The following is a 16,004-nucleotide window of genomic DNA, read 5'->3' as shown; positions in this document are numbered from 1 at the left end:
GACGGCGGCGTTCGCATAGGCGCCCGCGAACGGCCAGACCGGCGCCCGCCTCGTGCGCTAACGTGGATTGCTCCCCACTCTGAGGAGCAACGCATGCGCCTTGCCCAACGACTCACCCTACCCTTGTGCCTGCTGCTGACGACGGGCGCCGGCGCCGCCGACAGCCATTCGCCGGGCGCAGCGTTGCGCGCCACCTGGCGTCAGCCGCAGGCGCCGGAACGCATCTACGGCAATACCTGGTACGTCGGCAGCCATGGGCTGAGCGCCATCCTGATCACCTCGCCGCGGGGCCACGTGCTGATCGACGGCACGCTGCCGGAGAACGCGGCGATGGTCGAGGCGAACATCCGTGCGCTCGGGTTCCGCGTACGCGACATCAAAATGATTTTAGCGAGCCATGCGCACGCCGATCATGCCGGCGCCATCGCCACGCTGGCGCGCGACAGTGGCGCCGGTGTGGCGGCCCGCGCATCCCAGGCCCGTGCGCTGCGCGCGGGCGACAAGGATGTCGACGACCCGCAGCATGGCGACGCCCCGCTGTTTCCGGATGTGCGGCAAGTCCGGACGATCGCCGACGATGCCGTCGTGCGCGTCGGCACGTTAGCCATCCAGGCACATGCCACGCCCGGTCACACACCCGGAAGCACCAGCTGGACCTGGACCTCCTGCGAAGGCACGCATTGCCTGTCCATGGTCTATGCCGACAGTCTCTCGCTGCTTGCCGCGGGCGACTATCGCTACACCGACCCGGCGCATCCCGAACGCCTGGGCGACTTCCGGCGCGCGCTGGCGATGATCTCTGCGCTGCCGTGCGACATCCTGATGACGCCGCATCCGGAAGCGAGCGGCCTGCTGCAACGCCTCGCCGCGCGCGACGCCGGCAAAGCCGACGCATTGCGCGATGCCCGCGCGTGCGGGGCATACGCCGATCTTGGCGAGCGGTCCCTGCGGGAGCGCATTCACCAGGAGAGTGCGCCGCCCCGCTGAGCGACCGATCTACGCCATGCCGCCGGACTTGCGCACGATCAGCATGGCCAGCTCCAGCGACTGCTCATAGTTGAGCCGCGGGTCGACCATCGACTTGTAGGCGCGCTTGAGGTCGTTCTCCGACAGGTCACGCGCGCCGCCCATGCATTCGGTGACGTCTTCGCCGGTCAGTTCCAGATGCACGCCGCCCAGCCGCGTGCCGGCCGCCGCGTGAATGTCGAACGCCTGGTCCAGCTCGCCGCGGATGTTGTCGAAGCGGCGGGTCTTGTAGCCGTTGGAAGTACTTTCGGTATTGCCGTGCATCGGATCGGCCACCCACAGCACGCGCCGGCCTTCGCGGCGGACCGCGTCCAGCAGCGGCGGCAGCGCGCGCGCGATGGCGGCGTTGCCCATGCGATGGATCAGGGTCAGCCGACCGGGCTCGTCCCCCGGGTTGAGCGCATCGATCAGGGGCAGCAACTGGTCCGGCGTCACCGAGGGGCCCACCTTCACCGCGACCGGATTGCGGATGCCGCGGAAGTACTCCACGTGCGCGCCGTCCAGCGCGGCCGTGCGCATGCCGATCCAGGGGAAGTGCGTGGACAGGTTGAACCAGCCGGGATTGCGCGGCACCTGCCGGGTCAGCGCTTCCTCGTAGTGCAACAGCAGCGCCTCGTGCGAAGTGAAGAAGTCGACCCGCGAGAAACTCGCGATGGGGCCGGCCAGTGTCTCCATGAAGCGCAGCGAATCCCCGATCGCGGCGACCATGCGGCGGTACTCGGCCGCCAGCGGCGAATGCTCGACCCAGGCCAGGTCCCAGTACTCCGGGTGGTGCAGATCGGCGAACCCGCCGTCGATCAGCGCGCGCACGAAATTCATGGTCAGCGCCGAGTGCGCGTGGGCCTGGATCAGGCGCTGCGGATCGGCGCGGCGCGCCTCGGCGGTGAAGGCAGGGCCATTGACCACGTCGCCGCGGAAGCTCGGCAGCGTGACGCCGTCGCGCGTCTCCGTGTCGGCCGACCGCGGCTTGGCATACTGGCCGGCAAACCTGCCCACGCGCAGCACCGGCTTCTTCAGGCCGTGCACGAGCACCAGGCTCATCTGGAGCAGCACCTTGAGGCGGTTGGAGATCACCGGACTGGTGCAATCGGCGAAGCTCTCGGCGCAGTCGCCCCCCTGGAGCAGGAACCGCTCGCCCTCCTGCGCCTCAGCCAGCGCCTGCTTGAGGGCCAACACCTCCCAGGAGGTCACCAGCGGCGGCAGTGCGGCCAGTCGCGCGGTGGCGCGCGCCAGTTCGGCGACATCCTCGTAATGCGGCTGCTGGAGCGCCACGCGGCGCTGCCAGGACGCCGGCGTCCAGTCGGCAACCGGGTCGGCCAGGCGGTTGGGGCGATCGTTCACGGCGTTGTCCGGTCAGGTGTGGGGCGGCGCACGGTAGCGGCGAGGGCGAGGCCCGCCAGCAGCACGAACCACAGCAGCGTCCAGGCAGGCATGGGCAGCCCCAGCACCGGCTCGACCTTGGCGCACTCCCCCGAGCCGGTGAACACCATGCGCAGTACCTGGGCGAACGGGAACGCATCGAACATGTAATCGAGCGGTGGCCCGCACGAGGGGACCTGGTCCGCCGGCAGCGACTGGATCCACAAATGCCGGCCCGCGACGGCAATTCCCCACGAGCCACCCAGCAGCACGCCGCCGGTATAGATCCAACGCAGAGCGGACCGCGGTGCGTGCAGCGCGCCGCTCAGGAAAAAGATCGCCATTACCAGGAAACCGATGCGCTGGAAGATGCATAGCGGGCATGGGATCAATCCCCAGGCGTACTCGGTGTACAGCGCAAAGCCGAGCAGGGCCACGCAGATCAGGAAGCCCGCGAGGAAGCTGATGCGGTAGGACCAGTGCAGAGGGTTCATGGCAGCATGTTGCGTTGCGGAAAGTCGACATTACCCGCTTGCCGTTCCGCTGTCAGCAGGCGCCGGAGAAAACAAAAACCCCGGCAGGTCGCCCGGCCGGGGTTGGGCGTCTGGACGTCTGGACGCCCGTGCCTCTCTGGATTACTCGACCTCGTCGGCAACAGCCGTCTGCGGGCGGTCGACCAGCTCGACGTAAGCCATCGGGGCATTGTCGCCCGGACGGAAGCCGCACTTGAGGATACGCAGGTAGCCGCCGGGACGCTCGCGGTAGCGCGGGCCAAGCTCGACGAACAGCTTGCCCACGGCTTCCTTGTCGCGCAGGCGCGAGAAAGCGAGGCGGCGGTTGGCAACGCCGTCGGCCTTGGCCAGCGTGATCAGCGGCTCGGCGACGCGGCGCAGTTCCTTGGCCTTGGGCAGGGTGGTGCGAATCAGCTCGTGCTTGATCAGCGAGGCGGCCATGTTCTTGAACATCGCTTCGCGGTGCGAGCTGGTGCGATTGAGCTTGCGGCCCGATTTCTGGTGGCGCATGGTGAGAACTCTCTTCGGTCTGTTGTTATGAAAAACCGGCGATCATGTCCGGCTTTCCGCGGTTGCCCGCTGTTTCCGAGCCCTGTCAGTACGGGCTCTTCGTGAGGAGTGCGGCCATGGATGGCCGTCTATTGCTCTGGCGATCCGAAAGGACCGCATGGGCCAAGCTGGCCCCAAAAAACGGGCGATCAAGTGGACCGCCCAGAAAAGCGTCCGGCAGGATCGTCAGCCGACGCCTGCCAGAATGCAACGTCGGCGGCGATCTTTCGATCGCCGCCGCACACATCAACCCAGCTGCATGCCGTGCGACAGACCCGGCGGCGGCCAGTTCTCAAGCTTCATGCCGAGGGCCAGACCGCGCGAACCCAGCACGTCCTTGATCTCGGTGAGAGACTTCTTGCCCAGGTTCGGCGTCTTGAGCAGCTCGACCTCGGTCTTCTGGACCAGGTCGCCGATGTAATAGATGCTCTCGGCCTTCAGGCAGTTGGCCGAACGTACCGTCAGCTCCAGATCGTCGATCGGACGCAGCAGCAGCGGATCGAAACCACCCTTCTCCGCCTTGTCCGATGCGCTTTCGCGGCGCGAGAAGTCGCCGAACACCGACAGCTGGTCGTTGAGGATCTCGGCGGCCTTGCGGACCGCGTCCTCGGCACCGATGGTGCCATTCGTCTCGATATCGAGAACCAGCTTGTCAAGGTTCGTGCGCTGCTCCACGCGGGCCGCATCGACCTCGTAAGCCACGCGCAGCACCGGGGCGAAGGAGGCATCGAGCTGCAGGCGGCCGATCGGGCGCGCCTCATCGTCCGGATGCTGGCGCGCGCTGGCCGGCTGGTAACCAACGCCACGACGCACCTTCAGGCGCATGTTGAGCGCGATGTCCTTGGTCAGGTGACAGATCACATGCTCGGGGTTGACGATTTCCACCGAGTGGTCGACGACGATGTCGCCGGCCGTGACCACGCCCTTGCCCTTCTTGGACAGGGTCAGGGTGACCTCGTCGCCGGAATGCTGGCGAATGGCCACGTCCTTGAGGTTGAGCAGGACTTCGATCACGTCCTCCTGCAGACCCTCGAGGGTGGTGTACTCGTGCAGGACGCCATCGATCTCGACTTCGATGATGGCGCTGCCCGGGATCGACGAGAGCAGCACGCGGCGCAGCGCGTTGCCCAGGGTGTGGCCGAAGCCACGCTCGAGCGGCTCCACCACCACCTTGGCGCGGTTGGCTCCGAGCTGCTCGACGCTGAGGCCGCGGGGCCGCAGCACACTAGTTGACGAAACTGCCATGCAGGGCTCCGGTAATTACTTCGAATACAGCTCGACGATCAGGGCTTCGTTGATATCCGACGGCAGGTCGCCGCGGTCAGGCACCGCCTTGAAGGTGCCGGTGAACTTCTTGGAGTCCACTTCGAGCCAGATCGGACGCAGGTCCATGGTGTCGAACACGGTCGCCGCTTCCTGCACGCGCAGCTGGCTGCGCGCGCGTTCGGTCAGCGCGACTTCGTCACCCGGCTTGACCTGATACGACGGGATGTTGACCTTCTTGCCGTTGACCAGCACCGCCTTGTGGGCGACCAGCTGGCGGGCCTGGGCGCGGGTGACCGCGAAGCCCATGCGGTAGACGACGTTGTCCAGGCGGCTCTCGAGCAGGCGCAGCAGGTTCTCGCCGGTGTTGCCCTTGAGGGTCGACGCCTTGGTGTAGTAATTGCTGAACTGGCGCTCGAGCACGCCGTAGATGCGCTTGACCTTCTGCTTCTCGCGCAGCTGGACGGCGTAGTCGGACATGCGCATGCGCTTGTTGGCGCCATGCTGGCCGGGCTTGTTCTCCAGCTTGCACTTGGAGTCCAGCGCACGGGCCGGGCTCTTCAGGCTGAGATCCGCACCCTCGCGGCGGGCGAGCTTGCAGGTAGCTCCACGATAACGGGCCATGGGTAACTCCTTAGACTCGACGCTTCTTGGGGGGACGGCAGCCGTTATGCGGAATCGGCGTGACGTCGATGATGTTCAGGACCTTGTAGCCGAGCGCGTTCAGCGAACGCACGGCCGACTCGCGGCCCGGGCCCGGGCCCTTGATACGCACTTCCACGGTCTTCACGCCGTAGTCGCCGGCCGCGCGGCCAGCCTTCTCGGCAGCGACCTGGGCAGCGAACGGGGTGGACTTGCGCGAACCGCGGAAACCCGCGCCGCCGGCAGTCGCCCACGACAGCGCGTTGCCCTGGCGGTCGGTGATGGTGACGATGGTGTTGTTGAAGGAGGCCTGCACGTGGGCCACGGCATCCGTGACAACGCGCTTGATCTTCTTCTTGGTCTTGACAGGCTTGGCCATAATTGGTGTCCGTTACTTCTTGATCGCGCGACGCGGGCCCTTGCGGGTGCGTGCATTGGTACGCGTGCGCTGACCGCGCACCGGCAGGCCACGACGGTGGCGCAGGCCGCGATAGCAACCCAGGTCCATCAGGCGCTTGATGGCGATACCCACCTCGCGGCGGAGGTCGCCTTCGACGACGTACTTGCCGATTTCGTGGCGGAGTTTCTCCACCTCGCCCTCGCTGAGGGACTTGATCGGCGTGGTCGGAACCACCCCGGCATCCGCACAGACCTTCTTGGCCCGGCTGCGGCCGATGCCGTAGATGCTCTGCAGGCCAACCCAGACATGCTTCTGGACCGGCAAATTGACACCCGCGATGCGCGCCATGATGTACTTTCTCCGATGCGTTTCTTGCGCGGTAAACGCGCAATTTTAACCTGAATTACCCTAACAGGAAAGCCCCGCGGCGCTTGCCGCCTGCTTCCCAACGTGACCAACCCTGTTCGCCCCAGCAGCCACTAGTTGCGACGGAGGTTGGCCTTCTTGAGCAGACTTTCGTACTGGTGGCTGACCAGATGCGCCTGCACCTGGGCGGTGAAGTCCATGACCACCACCACGATGATCAGCAGCGAGGTGCCGCCGAAATAGAACGGGACGTGCCAGTAGTTCTGCATGAACGTGGGCACCAGGCACACCAGCACCAAGTAGATCGCGCCCACGCCCGTCAGCCGGGTCATCACGCCGTCGATGTACTCACCGGTGGCCCGACCCGGACGGATGCCCGGGATCAGTGCGCCCGACCGCTTCAGATTGTCGGCCGTTTCCTGCGAGTTGAAGACGATCGCCGTGTAGAAGAAGGCGAAAACGATCACCAGCACCGCATAGATGATTTCGTACAGCGGCTGGCCCGGAGCGACCGCCTGGGTCAGGCTCTGCAGCCAGCGCGACTGGTTGCCCGCGCCGAACCAGCTCACCGCAGTCGCCGGGAACATCAGCAGACTCGAAGCGAAGATTGGCGGGATCACGCCCGACATGTTGATCTTCAGCGGCAGGTGCGAAGTCTGGTTCATGTAGGCGCGCTGGCCGCCGGATCGCCGCGCGTAGTTCACGGTGATCCGCCGCTGGGCGCGCTCCATGAACACCACGAACGCCGTGACCGCCAGCACCAGCCCGACCACCATGATCAGCCGCAACACCGACAGCTCGCCGTTGCTGGCCATGCCGAGCGTGCTGGAGACCGCTCCCGGAAGACCCGCCACGATGCCGGCGAAGATCAGCAGCGAGATGCCGTTGCCGATGCCGCGCTCGGTGATCTGTTCACCCAGCCACATCAGGAACATGGAGCCGGCCGTCAACCCGACCACCGAGGAGAGGATGAAGCCGAGGCCCGGGGTATAGACCACCGGTGCGCCGCCCGCGGCCGTCTGCGTCTGCAGCGCCGCGGCGATGCCGAACGCCTGGAAGGCGGACAGGCCCACCGTGCCGAAGCGGGTGTACATCGTCATCGTGCGCCGACCGGCTTCGCCTTCCTTGCGCAGCGCCTGCAGGCTCGGAACCACCGAACCCATCATCTGCACCACGATCGAGGCGGAGATGTAAGGCACCACGCCGAGCGCGAACACCGAGAAGCGTTCCAGCGAGCCACCACTGAACATGTTGAACATGTTCAGCAGGCCGCCGCCGCCCTGGATCAGCCGTGTCATGGCTTCCGGGTTGACCCCCGGCACCGGGATGAACGAGCCGAGGCGGAACACGACCAACGCACCGATCACGAAGAAGATGCGCTGGCGGAGTTCCGTCAGCTTGCCGAGTGCGCCGAGCGCATTGCCCTGGGCTTGCGCCACCGCCTTACTCCACGCTGCCGCCGGCAGCCTCGATGGCCGCCTTGGCACCGGCCGTGGCAAGCACGCCGGAGAGCTTGACCGCACGGCCGATCTCGCCCTTGGCGACGACCTTGATCTTCTTCGCCTTGCTGTCCACCAGGCCGGCCTGGTGCAGCGCGATCGGATCGATCACGTCCGCGTTCAGGTTGGCCAGCTGGTACAGGAACACTTCCTGGCTCTCGGCCTTCTTCTTGGAACGGAAGCCGACCTTGGGAAGGCGACGCTGCAGCGGCATCTGGCCGCCCTCGAAGCCGAACTTGTGGGTGCCGCCGGCGCGGGCGTGCTGACCCTTGTGGCCGCGGCCGGCAGTCTTGCCCAGGCCCGAACCGATACCGCGACCGACGCGCAGGCGCGTCTTGCGCGCACCGGCAGCCGGCTTGATGTCGTTGAGACGCATGATGATTACTCCTCGACCCGGACCAGGTAGTAGACCGTGTTGATCAGGCCACGCACCTGCGGGCTGTCCTTCAGTTCACGGACATCGTTGAGCTTGTTCAGGCCCAGCGCCTTGACGCTGAGGCGGTGACGCCCCTGCACGCCGCGCAGGCCCTTGACCAGGCGCACGCGCACGGTGGCTGCGGTGTCGTTGTTCTTAGCCATTGCCCATCACCTCTTCCACGGTCTTGCCACGCTTGGCGGCGATGCGCTTGGGCGAGGCGATCGCCTGCAGGCCCTTGATGGTCGCGCGCACCAGGTTGATCGGGTTGCGCGAACCGACCGCCTTGGCCAGCACGTTCTTGACGCCGACCACTTCCAGCACGGCACGCATGGCGCCGCCGGCGATCACGCCGGTACCTTCGGCCGCCGGCTGCATGAACACGCGGGCAGCGCCATGGTTGGCCTTGATGGCATACCACAGGGTGCCGTTGTTCAGGTCGATGCTCACCATGTTGCGGCGAGCGCGGTCCATCGCCTTGGAGATGGCGACCGGCACTTCACGCGCCTTGCCATAACCGAAGCCGACCTTGCCCTCGCCGTCGCCGACCACGGTCAGCGCGGTGAAGCTCATCTGGCGGCCACCCTTCACGGTCTTGGCCACGCGGTTGACGGCAATCAGCTTCTCGAGCAGGCCGTCCGAATTTTCGCGATCGTTGGAGGACATATCTCTATTCCGTGTGCCCGGACCATCCGGGACTTTTGCTTGCGGCTTGGCCGCTTGTTGTTGTGTGTCTTGCAAGGACCGGCGGCAGGCGCCCCCGGTTCCTTAGAACTTCAGGCCAGCCTCGCGCGCCGCATCGGCCAGGGCCTTGATGCGACCGTGGTAGCGGAAACCCGAACGGTCGAAGGCGACCGTATCGACGCCCGCGGCGAGCGCACGCTCGGCCACCGCCTTGCCCACCGCCACGGCAGCGGCCAGGTTCTTGGTGCCCTTCAGCCCTTCGGCCACCGACTTCTGCACGGTGGATGCGGCCGCCACGACCTTGTCGCCGGAAGCGTCGAACACCTGGGCGTAAAGATGCTGGCCCGTGCGGTGCACCGACAGGCGGGCCACCGCAAGCTTGCGGATGTGAGCGCGCGTGGACTTGGCGCGGCGAAGGCGGGATTCGTTCTTGTTCATCTGTCTGTTCCTCGAAAGCGGATCGGCGGTAGTTACGCAGTGCTCTTGTGAGAAGCGCGGCCAGGGATGGCCGCTTCCACACGCGGGGAAAGCGTACTCAGGCCTTCTTGGCTTCCTTCAGGGTGATCTTCTCGCCGGCATAGCGCACGCCCTTGCCCTTGTAGGGCTCCGGCGGACGGAACCCGCGGATCTTGGCGGCAACCTCGCCGACGCGCTGCTTGTCCGAACCCTTGACCAGGATCTCGGTCTGCGTCGGGGTCTCGAGCGTGATACCTTCCGGCGCGTTGAACACGACCGGGTGCGAGAAGCCCAGGCTCAGGTTCAGCGCCTTGCCGGCCATCGATGCGCGGTAACCCACGCCGACCAGCTCCAGCTTGCGCTCGTAACCCTCGGACACGCCCTTGACCATGTTGGCCAGCAGCGCACGCGCGGTGCCGCCGAACTTGTCGTCGGCGCCATCGGCGAGGGCGATGCTGGCGACGCCGTCATTCACGGCCACGGAAACGCCCGGCAGGGCATGCACCGACAGCGTGCCCCTGGGGCCCTTGACGGAGATGCCGTTGGCGTCGGACTTCAGTTCCACGCCCTTGGGCAGGTTGATCGGTTTCTTGGCAACGCGGGACATGGGAACTCCTTACGCCACTTGGCCGATGACTTCGCCGCCCAGGCCCTTGGCGCGGGCCTGCGCATCGGTCATCAGACCGGCGGAAGTCGAGATGATCGAGATACCCATGCCGCCGAGCACCTTCGGCAGCTCGTCCTTGCCGCGATAGACGCGAAGGCCGGAGCGGGACACACGGGAAATGTTCTCGATGGCCGGGCGGCCTTCGAAATACTTGAGCTTGATCTCGAGCACCGGCTTGCCTTCCTGGTCGGAAGACTTGGCGTCGAGGATGTAGCCCTCGTTCTTGAGGAGGTTGGCGATCGCCAACTTCAGCTTCGACGACGGCATGCTTACGGCCGGCTTGCCCGTGAGCTGGGCATTGCGGATGCGCGTAAACAGATCGGCGATGGGATCAGTCATGCTCATGAAAACATCCTTCAGAGTGCACCGATATCCGAGTAACCGGAAATCTTCTAGATTGTGAGGCGGCCTTTCACCGCCAGTCTGCTTTACACAGACGGACGACTATAGCAGCTTTTTCCGGTCAAGCGAACATCCATGCTGAAAAAGCACCGGCAGGCCAAGGTGGCCTGCCTGGGATGCGGACGGGCGCGAGGCGCCCGTCCATCGGTCTTACCAGCTGGCCTTGCGCAGGCCCGGCACGTCGCCGCGCATGGTCGCTTCGCGCAGCTTGTTGCGGCCCAGGCCGAACTTGCGGTACACGCCGCGCGGCCGACCGGACAGCTCGCAGCGGTTGCGCTGGCGCACCGGGCTGGCGTCGCGCGGCAGCTTCTGCAGCTTGGTCTGCGCGTCCATCTTCTCGTCGTACGAGGCGTTCGGGTTCAGCACGATCGCCTTCAGTTCGGCGCGCTTGGCGGCGTACTTCTTGACGAGCTTGGTCCGCTTGATGTCGCGGTTGACCATCGAGGTCTTTGCCATTGCGTTTCTCTCGCTCTATCAGTTGCAGCGCGCTTAATTGCGGAAGGGGAAGCTGAAGGCTTCCAGCAGCGCCTTGGCCTCTTCGTCGGTCTTGGCGGTGGTGGTGATGGAGATGTCCATGCCACGCATCGCGTCGATCGCGTCGAAGTCGATTTCCGGGAAGATGATCTGTTCCTTGATGCCGAAGTTGTAGTTGCCACGGCCATCGAAGGCGCGACCGGACACGCCGCGGAAGTCGCGGGTACGCGGCAGCGAGATGTTGATCAGGCGGTCCAGGAATTCCCACATGTTCGCGCGGCGCAGGGTGACCTTGCAGCCGATCGGCCAGCCGTCGCGGATCTTGAACGAGGCCACGGACACGCGCGCCTTGGTCGTGATCGGCTTCTGACCAGCGATCTTGGTCATGTCCGCCACGGCGTTCTCGAGGATCTTCTTGTTGCCGGCGGCCTCACCCACACCCATGTTCAGGGTGATCTTGGTGATGCGCGGAACCTGCATCACGTTTTCGTAGCCGAAGCGCTCGGTGAGCTTCGGAACGACCTGTTCTTTGTAAAAGCTTTCAAGGCGCGTCATGACATTTGTTCCTTACACGTCCAGCTGTTCGCCATTGGAGCGGAACACGCGGACCTTGCGCCCATCCTCGAGCGACTTGGCACCGACGCGCTCGCCCTTGCCCGTGGCGGGGTTGAACGGCTGCACATTGGAGATGTGGATCGAGGCCTCGCGCTCGACGATGCCGCCGGCCTGGTTGGCTTGCGGATTCGGCTTGGTGTGGCGCTTGACGATGTTCACGTTGGAGACGAACACGCGGTCGCCGTCAACGCGCAGCACGTCGCCGCGCTGGCCCTTGTTCTTGCCGGCGATCACGAGGACCTGGTCACCCTTGCGGATACGGTTCATGGTTCTTTTCTCCGCTCAAAGCACTTCGGGCGCGAGGGAGACGATCTTCATGAACTTCTCGCCGCGCAGCTCACGCGTGACCGGCCCGAAGATGCGGGTGCCGATCGGCTCGAGCTTGTTGTTGAGGAGCACCGCTGCATTGCCGTCGAAACGGATCAGCGAGCCATCGGGGCGGCGCACGCCCTTGGCGGTACGCACCACCACGGCGTTGTAGACCTCGCCCTTCTTCACCTTGCCGCGCGGAATCGCATCCTTCACGGTGACCTTGATCACGTCACCGATCGCGGCATAACGGCGGTGCGAGCCGCCGAGCACCTTGATGCACATCAGTTCCTTGGCGCCGCTGTTGTCGGCCGCGGAAAGCGTGCTCTGCATCTGGATCATGTCTGCACCCTCCCCTTAGACCGCTGCGCGCGTGACAATTTCGACCACGCGGTGATGCTTGGTCTTGGACAGCGGACGGCACTCGGTGATGCGGACCAGGTCACCCTCGTTCGCACCCAGGTCGTCCTGCGCGTGCAGCTTGGTCGACCGGCGGATGATCTTGCCCAGCAGGCCATGCTGCACCTGGCGCTCGATCAGGACGGTGACCGTCTTGTTCATCTTGTTGCTGATGACGCGACCCTCGAGGGTGCGCGCCTGCTTCTGGTTATCGCTCATGTCGGCGGTCCCTTACTTCTTCGTGCCGAGCACGAACTTCGTGCGGGCGATGTCGCGCCGGACGCGGCGCAGCTGGTGCGGCTGGCTGAGCTGGCCGGTGCCCTTCTGCATGCGCAGGTTGAACTGCTCCTTGCGCAGGTCCAGCAGGTGCTGCTTCAGCTCGTCGGCCGACTTGGTGTTCAGATCGTTGGTGGCCATCACATCACCGCCCGGGTCACGAATTGGGTCTGCACGGAGAGCTTGGCGGCGGCCAGGCGGAACGCCTCGCGCGCCGTCGTCTCGTCGACGCCCTCGATTTCATAGAGCATGCGGCCAGGCTGGATCGGGGCGACCCAGAACTCGACGCCGCCCTTGCCGGCGCCCATTCGCACTTCGATGGGCTTCTTGGTGATCGGCTTGTCCGGGAACACGCGGATCCACAGCTTGCCGCCACGCTTGACGAAACGGGTGATGCAACGACGGGCCGCCTCGATCTGGCGCGCGGTCAGCGCGCCGTGGGTGGTTGCCTTCAGGCCGTACTCGCCAAAGCTGACGAGGTTCGAGCACTGGGCCAGGCCATCGTTACGGCCCTTGAACTGCTTGCGGTATTTGGTTCGCTTCGGTTGCAACATGGCAACTCTCCTTACTTCGCCGTCCGCTCGCGGCGGCCTTCACCGCCCTCGCGACGCGATTCACGACGACCCTCGCCACCTTCGCGGCGCGGCTGCGACTGCTCGTCCTTCGACTCGGCCGATGCGGCCGCCAGGTCGAAGATCTCGCCCTTGTAGACCCACACCTTGATGCCGATGATGCCGTAGGTGGTCTTCGCCTCGGCAAAGCCGTAGTCGATGTCGGCACGCAGGGTGTGCAGCGGCACGCGGCCCTCGCGGCTCCACTCGGAGCGGGCGATCTCGGCGCCGTTCAGACGGCCGGACACGTTGATCTTGATGCCCAGGGCACCCAGGCGCATCGCGTTGCCGACCGCACGCTTCATGGCGCGGCGGAACATGATGCGGCGCTCCAGCTGCTGGGCGATCGACTCGGCCACCAGCTGCGCGTCGAGCTCGGGCTTGCGCACCTCGTTGACGTTGATGTGCGCCGGGACGCCCATCATGTCGGAGACTTCCTTGCGCAGCTTCTCGATGTCCTCGCCCTTCTTGCCGATCACCACGCCCGGACGAGCGGTGTGGATCGTCACGCGGGCGGTCTTGGCCGGACGCTCGATCTGGATCTTGGAGATGCCGGCCTGAGCCAGCTTCTTGCGCAGCATCTCGCGGACCTTCAGGTCAGCCGCGAGGTACTGGGCATACTCGCCCTTGTTGGCGTACCACTTCGAATTCCAGTCCTTGGCGATGCCGAGGCGGATACCGGTGGGATGAACTTTATGACCCATCGTCTTCTTCCTCTTACTCGCCGACGACCACGGTGATGTGGCTGGTGCGCTTCAGGATGCGCGAACCGCGACCCTTGGCGCGGGCATACATGCGCTTCATCGCAGGACCTTCGTCCACGAAGATGCGCGAGACCTTCAGCTCGTCGACGTCGGCGCCCAGGTTGTTCTCGGCGTTGGCGACGGCCGAGAGCAGCACCTTGCGGACAAGGTGGGCGGCCTTCTTGTTGGTGAACTGGAGCACGTCGCTGGCGCGGCCCACGGGCATGCCGCGGACCAGGTCAGCCACCAGGCGTGCCTTCTGCGCCGAGATGCGGGCGCTGCGCAGGATCGCTTTGGCTTCGGTGCTCATCTTACTTGCCCTTCTTGTCGCCGCCGTGGCCCTTGAAGGTGCGGGTCACCGCGAACTCGCCGAGCTTGTGCCCGACCATGTTCTCGTTGACGAGCACCGGCACGTGCTGGCGACCGTTGTGGATGGCGATGGTCAGGCCCACCATTTCGGGCAGGATCATCGAGCGGCGCGACCAGGTCTTGATCGGACGCTTGTTGTTGGCGGAAACGGCGGCTTCCACCTTCTTTGCGAGGTGCAGGTCGATGAACGGACCTTTCTTCAGGGAGCGCGGCATGATCGTTTCCTGTTACTTGCGACGACGCACGATGAACTGCTGCGTGCGCTTGTTGTTGCGGGTCTTGTAGCCCTTGGTCGGGGTGCCCCACGGGCTGACCGGATGACGGCCACCGGAGGTACGGCCCTCACCACCGCCGTGCGGATGGTCGACCGGGTTCATCACCACGCCGCGCACGGTCGGGCGAATGCCCTTCCAGCGCTTGGCGCCGGCCTTGCCCAGCTTCTTCAGGCTGTGCTCGGAGTTGCCGACCTCGCCGATGGTGGCGCGGCAGTCGACCGGCACGCGGCGCATCTCGCCGGAGCGGAGGCGCAGCGTGGCGTAACCGGATTCGCGGGCGACCAGCTGCACGGAGGCGCCGGCGCTGCGGGCGATCTGCGCGCCCTTGCCTGCCTTCATCTCGATGCAGTGGATGGTCGAACCGACCGGGATGGCGCGCAGCGGCAGGCTGTTGCCGGCCTTGATCGGCGCGTCCGAACCGGACACCAGGCGATCGCCCACCTGCACGCCCTTGGGCGCGATGATGTAGCGGCGCTCGCCATCGGCGTAGCACAGCAGCGCGATGTGCGCGGTACGGTTCGGATCGTATTCGATGCGCTCGACCTTGGCCGCGATGCCTTCCTTGTCGCGCTTGAAGTCGATGATGCGGTAGGCCTGCTTGTGACCGCCACCGCGGTGACGCGTCGTGATGCGACCGTAGTGGTTGCGACCACCGGTGTTGGACTGCGATTCGGTCAAGGGTGCGTACGGCGCGCCCTTGTGCAGGCCTTCGGTGCGGACGCTGACGGAGTCGCGGCGGCCCGGCGAGGTCGGCTTGTGAGTGATCAGTGCCATCTCAATTCAACTCCTTGAGCTCAGGCTTTGGCCGACACGTCGATGGACTGGCCATCGGCGAGGCGGACGTAGGCCTTGCGCTTGCCCTGGCGGCTGCCAGCGCGGAAACGGAAGGACTTGACCTTGCCCTTGGCGTTGACGAGGTTCACCTGCTCGACCTTGACGTCGAACATCTGTTCCACCGCCGCGCGGACGTCGGCCTTGGTCGCCTCGGGGGCGACCACGAATACATACTGGTTGTTCTCGGCCAGGCGCGCGGACTTCTCGGAGATGTGCGGCGCACGCAGCGTGTTGAGAATGCGTTCGTTGCTCATGCCAGCCATTCCTCGATCTTCTTCACGGCCTCGGCGGTCAGCACGACGTAGTCGGAGCCGACCAGGCTGACCGGGTTCAGCGCCATCACGTCGAGCACGTGCAGGTACGGGATGTTGCGCGCGGCCAGGAACAGCGCCTCGTTGGCATCCTCGGAAACCAGCAGCACGCGACCGGCCACCTGCAGCTCGGCCAGTTTGGCCACCATCGCCTTGGTCTTGGACTCTTCGATGCCGAAGCCGTCGACGACCTTCAGGCGGTTCTGGCGGTTCAGTTCGGACAGGATCGAGCGGATCGCGACGCGGTAGGCCTTGCGATTGACCTTCTGCTCGAAGCTGCGGGGCTTGGCCGCGAAGGTCACGCCGCCGCCGACAAAGATCGGGGCGCGATAGTCGCCGTGACGGGCGCCGCCGCCCTTCTGCTTCTTGAACTTCTTGGTGGTGCCCGACATCTCGCCACGCGACAGCTGCGCCTTGGTGCCGGCGCGACCGCCGGCCTGGTACGCAACCACCACCTGGTGGATCAGGGCCTGCTTGAACTCGGTGCCGAAGACCTCTTCGGACACGCTGAGCGGCTTGGCGCCAATGACATTCAGTTCCATGGCGTC

General features: G+C 65.5%; 28 protein-coding genes. 1 reads left to right on the top strand and 27 read right to left on the bottom strand.

Features of this window, described 5'->3' with window-relative positions:
* Nucleotides 1-93: 93 nt before the first annotated feature.
* Complete coding sequence (gene bla, locus LQ771_RS03370; RefSeq protein WP_231350974.1) at nucleotides 94-987, top strand: subclass B3 metallo-beta-lactamase; 894 nt, start codon at nucleotides 94-96, stop codon at nucleotides 985-987.
* Between the two features lie 9 nt (nucleotides 988-996).
* On the opposite strand, the gene LQ771_RS03365 is transcribed toward bla, so the two are convergent.
* From LQ771_RS03365 to rplD, 27 genes are all read right to left on the bottom strand, one after another.
* Nucleotides 997-2,367, bottom strand: a complete 1,371-nt coding sequence (locus LQ771_RS03365) for a class II 3-deoxy-7-phosphoheptulonate synthase (protein WP_231350973.1) — start codon at nucleotides 2,365-2,367, stop codon at nucleotides 997-999.
* A complete protein-coding gene (locus LQ771_RS03360; RefSeq protein ID WP_231350972.1) occupies nucleotides 2,364-2,879 on the bottom strand; it encodes a disulfide bond formation protein B in 516 nt (171 codons plus the stop codon). Before LQ771_RS03360 ends, LQ771_RS03365 begins: the two co-directional genes overlap by 4 nt.
* Nucleotides 2,880-3,020: 141 nt before the next feature.
* Nucleotides 3,021-3,407, bottom strand: coding sequence for a 50S ribosomal protein L17 (rplQ, locus tag LQ771_RS03355; protein WP_231350971.1), 387 nt, complete (start codon nucleotides 3,405-3,407; stop codon nucleotides 3,021-3,023).
* A gap of 285 nt (nucleotides 3,408-3,692) precedes the next feature.
* Nucleotides 3,693-4,691, bottom strand: coding sequence for a DNA-directed RNA polymerase subunit alpha (locus tag LQ771_RS03350; protein ID WP_231350970.1), 999 nt, complete (start codon nucleotides 4,689-4,691; stop codon nucleotides 3,693-3,695).
* 15 nt (nucleotides 4,692-4,706) lie between these two features.
* The gene (gene rpsD, locus LQ771_RS03345; RefSeq protein WP_231350969.1) at nucleotides 4,707-5,333 is read right to left on the bottom strand and encodes a 30S ribosomal protein S4; all 627 of its coding nucleotides are present in this window, start codon (nucleotides 5,331-5,333) and stop codon (nucleotides 4,707-4,709) included.
* A gap of 10 nt (nucleotides 5,334-5,343) precedes the next feature.
* On the bottom strand, nucleotides 5,344-5,730 hold the full coding sequence (gene rpsK, locus LQ771_RS03340; protein WP_007513384.1) for a 30S ribosomal protein S11: 387 nt from the start codon (nucleotides 5,728-5,730) through the stop codon (nucleotides 5,344-5,346).
* A gap of 12 nt (nucleotides 5,731-5,742) precedes the next feature.
* Nucleotides 5,743-6,099 carry a 30S ribosomal protein S13 gene (gene rpsM, locus LQ771_RS03335; protein ID WP_017461853.1) on the bottom strand — a complete coding sequence of 119 codons (357 nt, stop codon included), beginning with the start codon at nucleotides 6,097-6,099 and terminating at the stop codon, nucleotides 5,743-5,745.
* Nucleotides 6,100-6,230: 131 nt separating this feature from the next.
* Nucleotides 6,231-7,556: a preprotein translocase subunit SecY gene (gene secY / locus LQ771_RS03330; protein WP_231350968.1), complete on the bottom strand. Its 1,326-nt coding sequence runs from the start codon at nucleotides 7,554-7,556 to the stop codon at nucleotides 6,231-6,233.
* 4 nt (nucleotides 7,557-7,560) lie between these two features.
* Nucleotides 7,561-7,998, bottom strand: a complete 438-nt coding sequence (rplO, locus tag LQ771_RS03325; RefSeq protein ID WP_231351840.1) for a 50S ribosomal protein L15 — start codon at nucleotides 7,996-7,998, stop codon at nucleotides 7,561-7,563.
* Nucleotides 7,998-8,195: a 50S ribosomal protein L30 gene (rpmD, locus tag LQ771_RS03320; RefSeq protein ID WP_209619607.1), complete on the bottom strand. Its 198-nt coding sequence runs from the start codon at nucleotides 8,193-8,195 to the stop codon at nucleotides 7,998-8,000. Before rpmD ends, rplO begins: the two co-directional genes overlap by 1 nt.
* Entirely contained in the window at nucleotides 8,188-8,697 is a 510-nt protein-coding gene (gene rpsE, locus LQ771_RS03315; RefSeq protein ID WP_209619603.1) for a 30S ribosomal protein S5, read from the bottom strand. The genes rpmD and rpsE overlap by 8 nt, the downstream gene beginning before the upstream one ends.
* Before the next feature lie 102 nt (nucleotides 8,698-8,799).
* On the bottom strand, nucleotides 8,800-9,153 hold the full coding sequence (gene rplR / locus LQ771_RS03310) for a 50S ribosomal protein L18 (protein ID WP_231350967.1): 354 nt from the start codon (nucleotides 9,151-9,153) through the stop codon (nucleotides 8,800-8,802).
* A 97-nt stretch (nucleotides 9,154-9,250) separates the two neighbouring features.
* Nucleotides 9,251-9,778 (bottom strand): 50S ribosomal protein L6, encoded by a 528-nt coding sequence (rplF, locus tag LQ771_RS03305; protein WP_231350966.1) that lies wholly within the window; start codon nucleotides 9,776-9,778, stop codon nucleotides 9,251-9,253.
* A 9-nt stretch (nucleotides 9,779-9,787) separates the two neighbouring features.
* Nucleotides 9,788-10,183: a 30S ribosomal protein S8 gene (gene rpsH / locus LQ771_RS03300; protein ID WP_231350965.1), complete on the bottom strand. Its 396-nt coding sequence runs from the start codon at nucleotides 10,181-10,183 to the stop codon at nucleotides 9,788-9,790.
* A 207-nt stretch (nucleotides 10,184-10,390) separates the two neighbouring features.
* Nucleotides 10,391-10,696, bottom strand: a complete 306-nt coding sequence (rpsN, locus tag LQ771_RS03295; protein ID WP_231350964.1) for a 30S ribosomal protein S14 — start codon at nucleotides 10,694-10,696, stop codon at nucleotides 10,391-10,393.
* Between the two features lie 33 nt (nucleotides 10,697-10,729).
* Nucleotides 10,730-11,269 carry a 50S ribosomal protein L5 gene (gene rplE, locus LQ771_RS03290; RefSeq protein WP_091340520.1) on the bottom strand — a complete coding sequence of 180 codons (540 nt, stop codon included), beginning with the start codon at nucleotides 11,267-11,269 and terminating at the stop codon, nucleotides 10,730-10,732.
* A gap of 12 nt (nucleotides 11,270-11,281) precedes the next feature.
* Nucleotides 11,282-11,596, bottom strand: coding sequence for a 50S ribosomal protein L24 (gene rplX / locus LQ771_RS03285; RefSeq protein WP_231350963.1), 315 nt, complete (start codon nucleotides 11,594-11,596; stop codon nucleotides 11,282-11,284).
* Nucleotides 11,597-11,611: 15 nt separating this feature from the next.
* Nucleotides 11,612-11,980 (bottom strand): 50S ribosomal protein L14, encoded by a 369-nt coding sequence (rplN, locus tag LQ771_RS03280; RefSeq protein WP_014402147.1) that lies wholly within the window; start codon nucleotides 11,978-11,980, stop codon nucleotides 11,612-11,614.
* A gap of 15 nt (nucleotides 11,981-11,995) precedes the next feature.
* Complete coding sequence (gene rpsQ, locus LQ771_RS03275) at nucleotides 11,996-12,256, bottom strand: 30S ribosomal protein S17 (protein ID WP_209619583.1); 261 nt, start codon at nucleotides 12,254-12,256, stop codon at nucleotides 11,996-11,998.
* Between the two features lie 12 nt (nucleotides 12,257-12,268).
* The gene (gene rpmC, locus LQ771_RS03270; RefSeq protein WP_091340512.1) at nucleotides 12,269-12,454 is read right to left on the bottom strand and encodes a 50S ribosomal protein L29; all 186 of its coding nucleotides are present in this window, start codon (nucleotides 12,452-12,454) and stop codon (nucleotides 12,269-12,271) included.
* Nucleotides 12,454-12,867 carry a 50S ribosomal protein L16 gene (gene rplP, locus LQ771_RS03265; protein WP_136259088.1) on the bottom strand — a complete coding sequence of 138 codons (414 nt, stop codon included), beginning with the start codon at nucleotides 12,865-12,867 and terminating at the stop codon, nucleotides 12,454-12,456. Before rplP ends, rpmC begins: the two co-directional genes overlap by 1 nt.
* Nucleotides 12,868-12,878: 11 nt before the next feature.
* Nucleotides 12,879-13,628 carry a 30S ribosomal protein S3 gene (gene rpsC / locus LQ771_RS03260; protein ID WP_231350962.1) on the bottom strand — a complete coding sequence of 250 codons (750 nt, stop codon included), beginning with the start codon at nucleotides 13,626-13,628 and terminating at the stop codon, nucleotides 12,879-12,881.
* A gap of 13 nt (nucleotides 13,629-13,641) precedes the next feature.
* Entirely contained in the window at nucleotides 13,642-13,977 is a 336-nt protein-coding gene (gene rplV / locus LQ771_RS03255) for a 50S ribosomal protein L22 (RefSeq protein ID WP_181300981.1), read from the bottom strand.
* 1 nt (nucleotide 13,978) lies between these two features.
* Nucleotides 13,979-14,251: a 30S ribosomal protein S19 gene (rpsS, locus tag LQ771_RS03250; RefSeq protein ID WP_056001708.1), complete on the bottom strand. Its 273-nt coding sequence runs from the start codon at nucleotides 14,249-14,251 to the stop codon at nucleotides 13,979-13,981.
* A 12-nt stretch (nucleotides 14,252-14,263) separates the two neighbouring features.
* A complete protein-coding gene (gene rplB / locus LQ771_RS03245) occupies nucleotides 14,264-15,085 on the bottom strand; it encodes a 50S ribosomal protein L2 (RefSeq protein WP_231350961.1) in 822 nt (273 codons plus the stop codon).
* A 20-nt stretch (nucleotides 15,086-15,105) separates the two neighbouring features.
* Entirely contained in the window at nucleotides 15,106-15,399 is a 294-nt protein-coding gene (gene rplW, locus LQ771_RS03240) for a 50S ribosomal protein L23 (protein ID WP_425491303.1), read from the bottom strand.
* Nucleotides 15,396-15,998, bottom strand: coding sequence for a 50S ribosomal protein L4 (gene rplD / locus LQ771_RS03235; protein WP_231350959.1), 603 nt, complete (start codon nucleotides 15,996-15,998; stop codon nucleotides 15,396-15,398). The genes rplW and rplD overlap by 4 nt, the downstream gene beginning before the upstream one ends.
* Nucleotides 15,999-16,004: the final 6 nt, after the last annotated feature.

The organism is Frateuria soli (assembly GCF_021117385.1).
GTDB lineage: Bacteria > Pseudomonadota > Gammaproteobacteria > Xanthomonadales > Rhodanobacteraceae > Frateuria_A > Frateuria_A soli.
The sequence above is the reverse complement of the archived record's forward strand: the minus strand, read 5'-3'. Positions and strand labels throughout refer to the sequence as shown.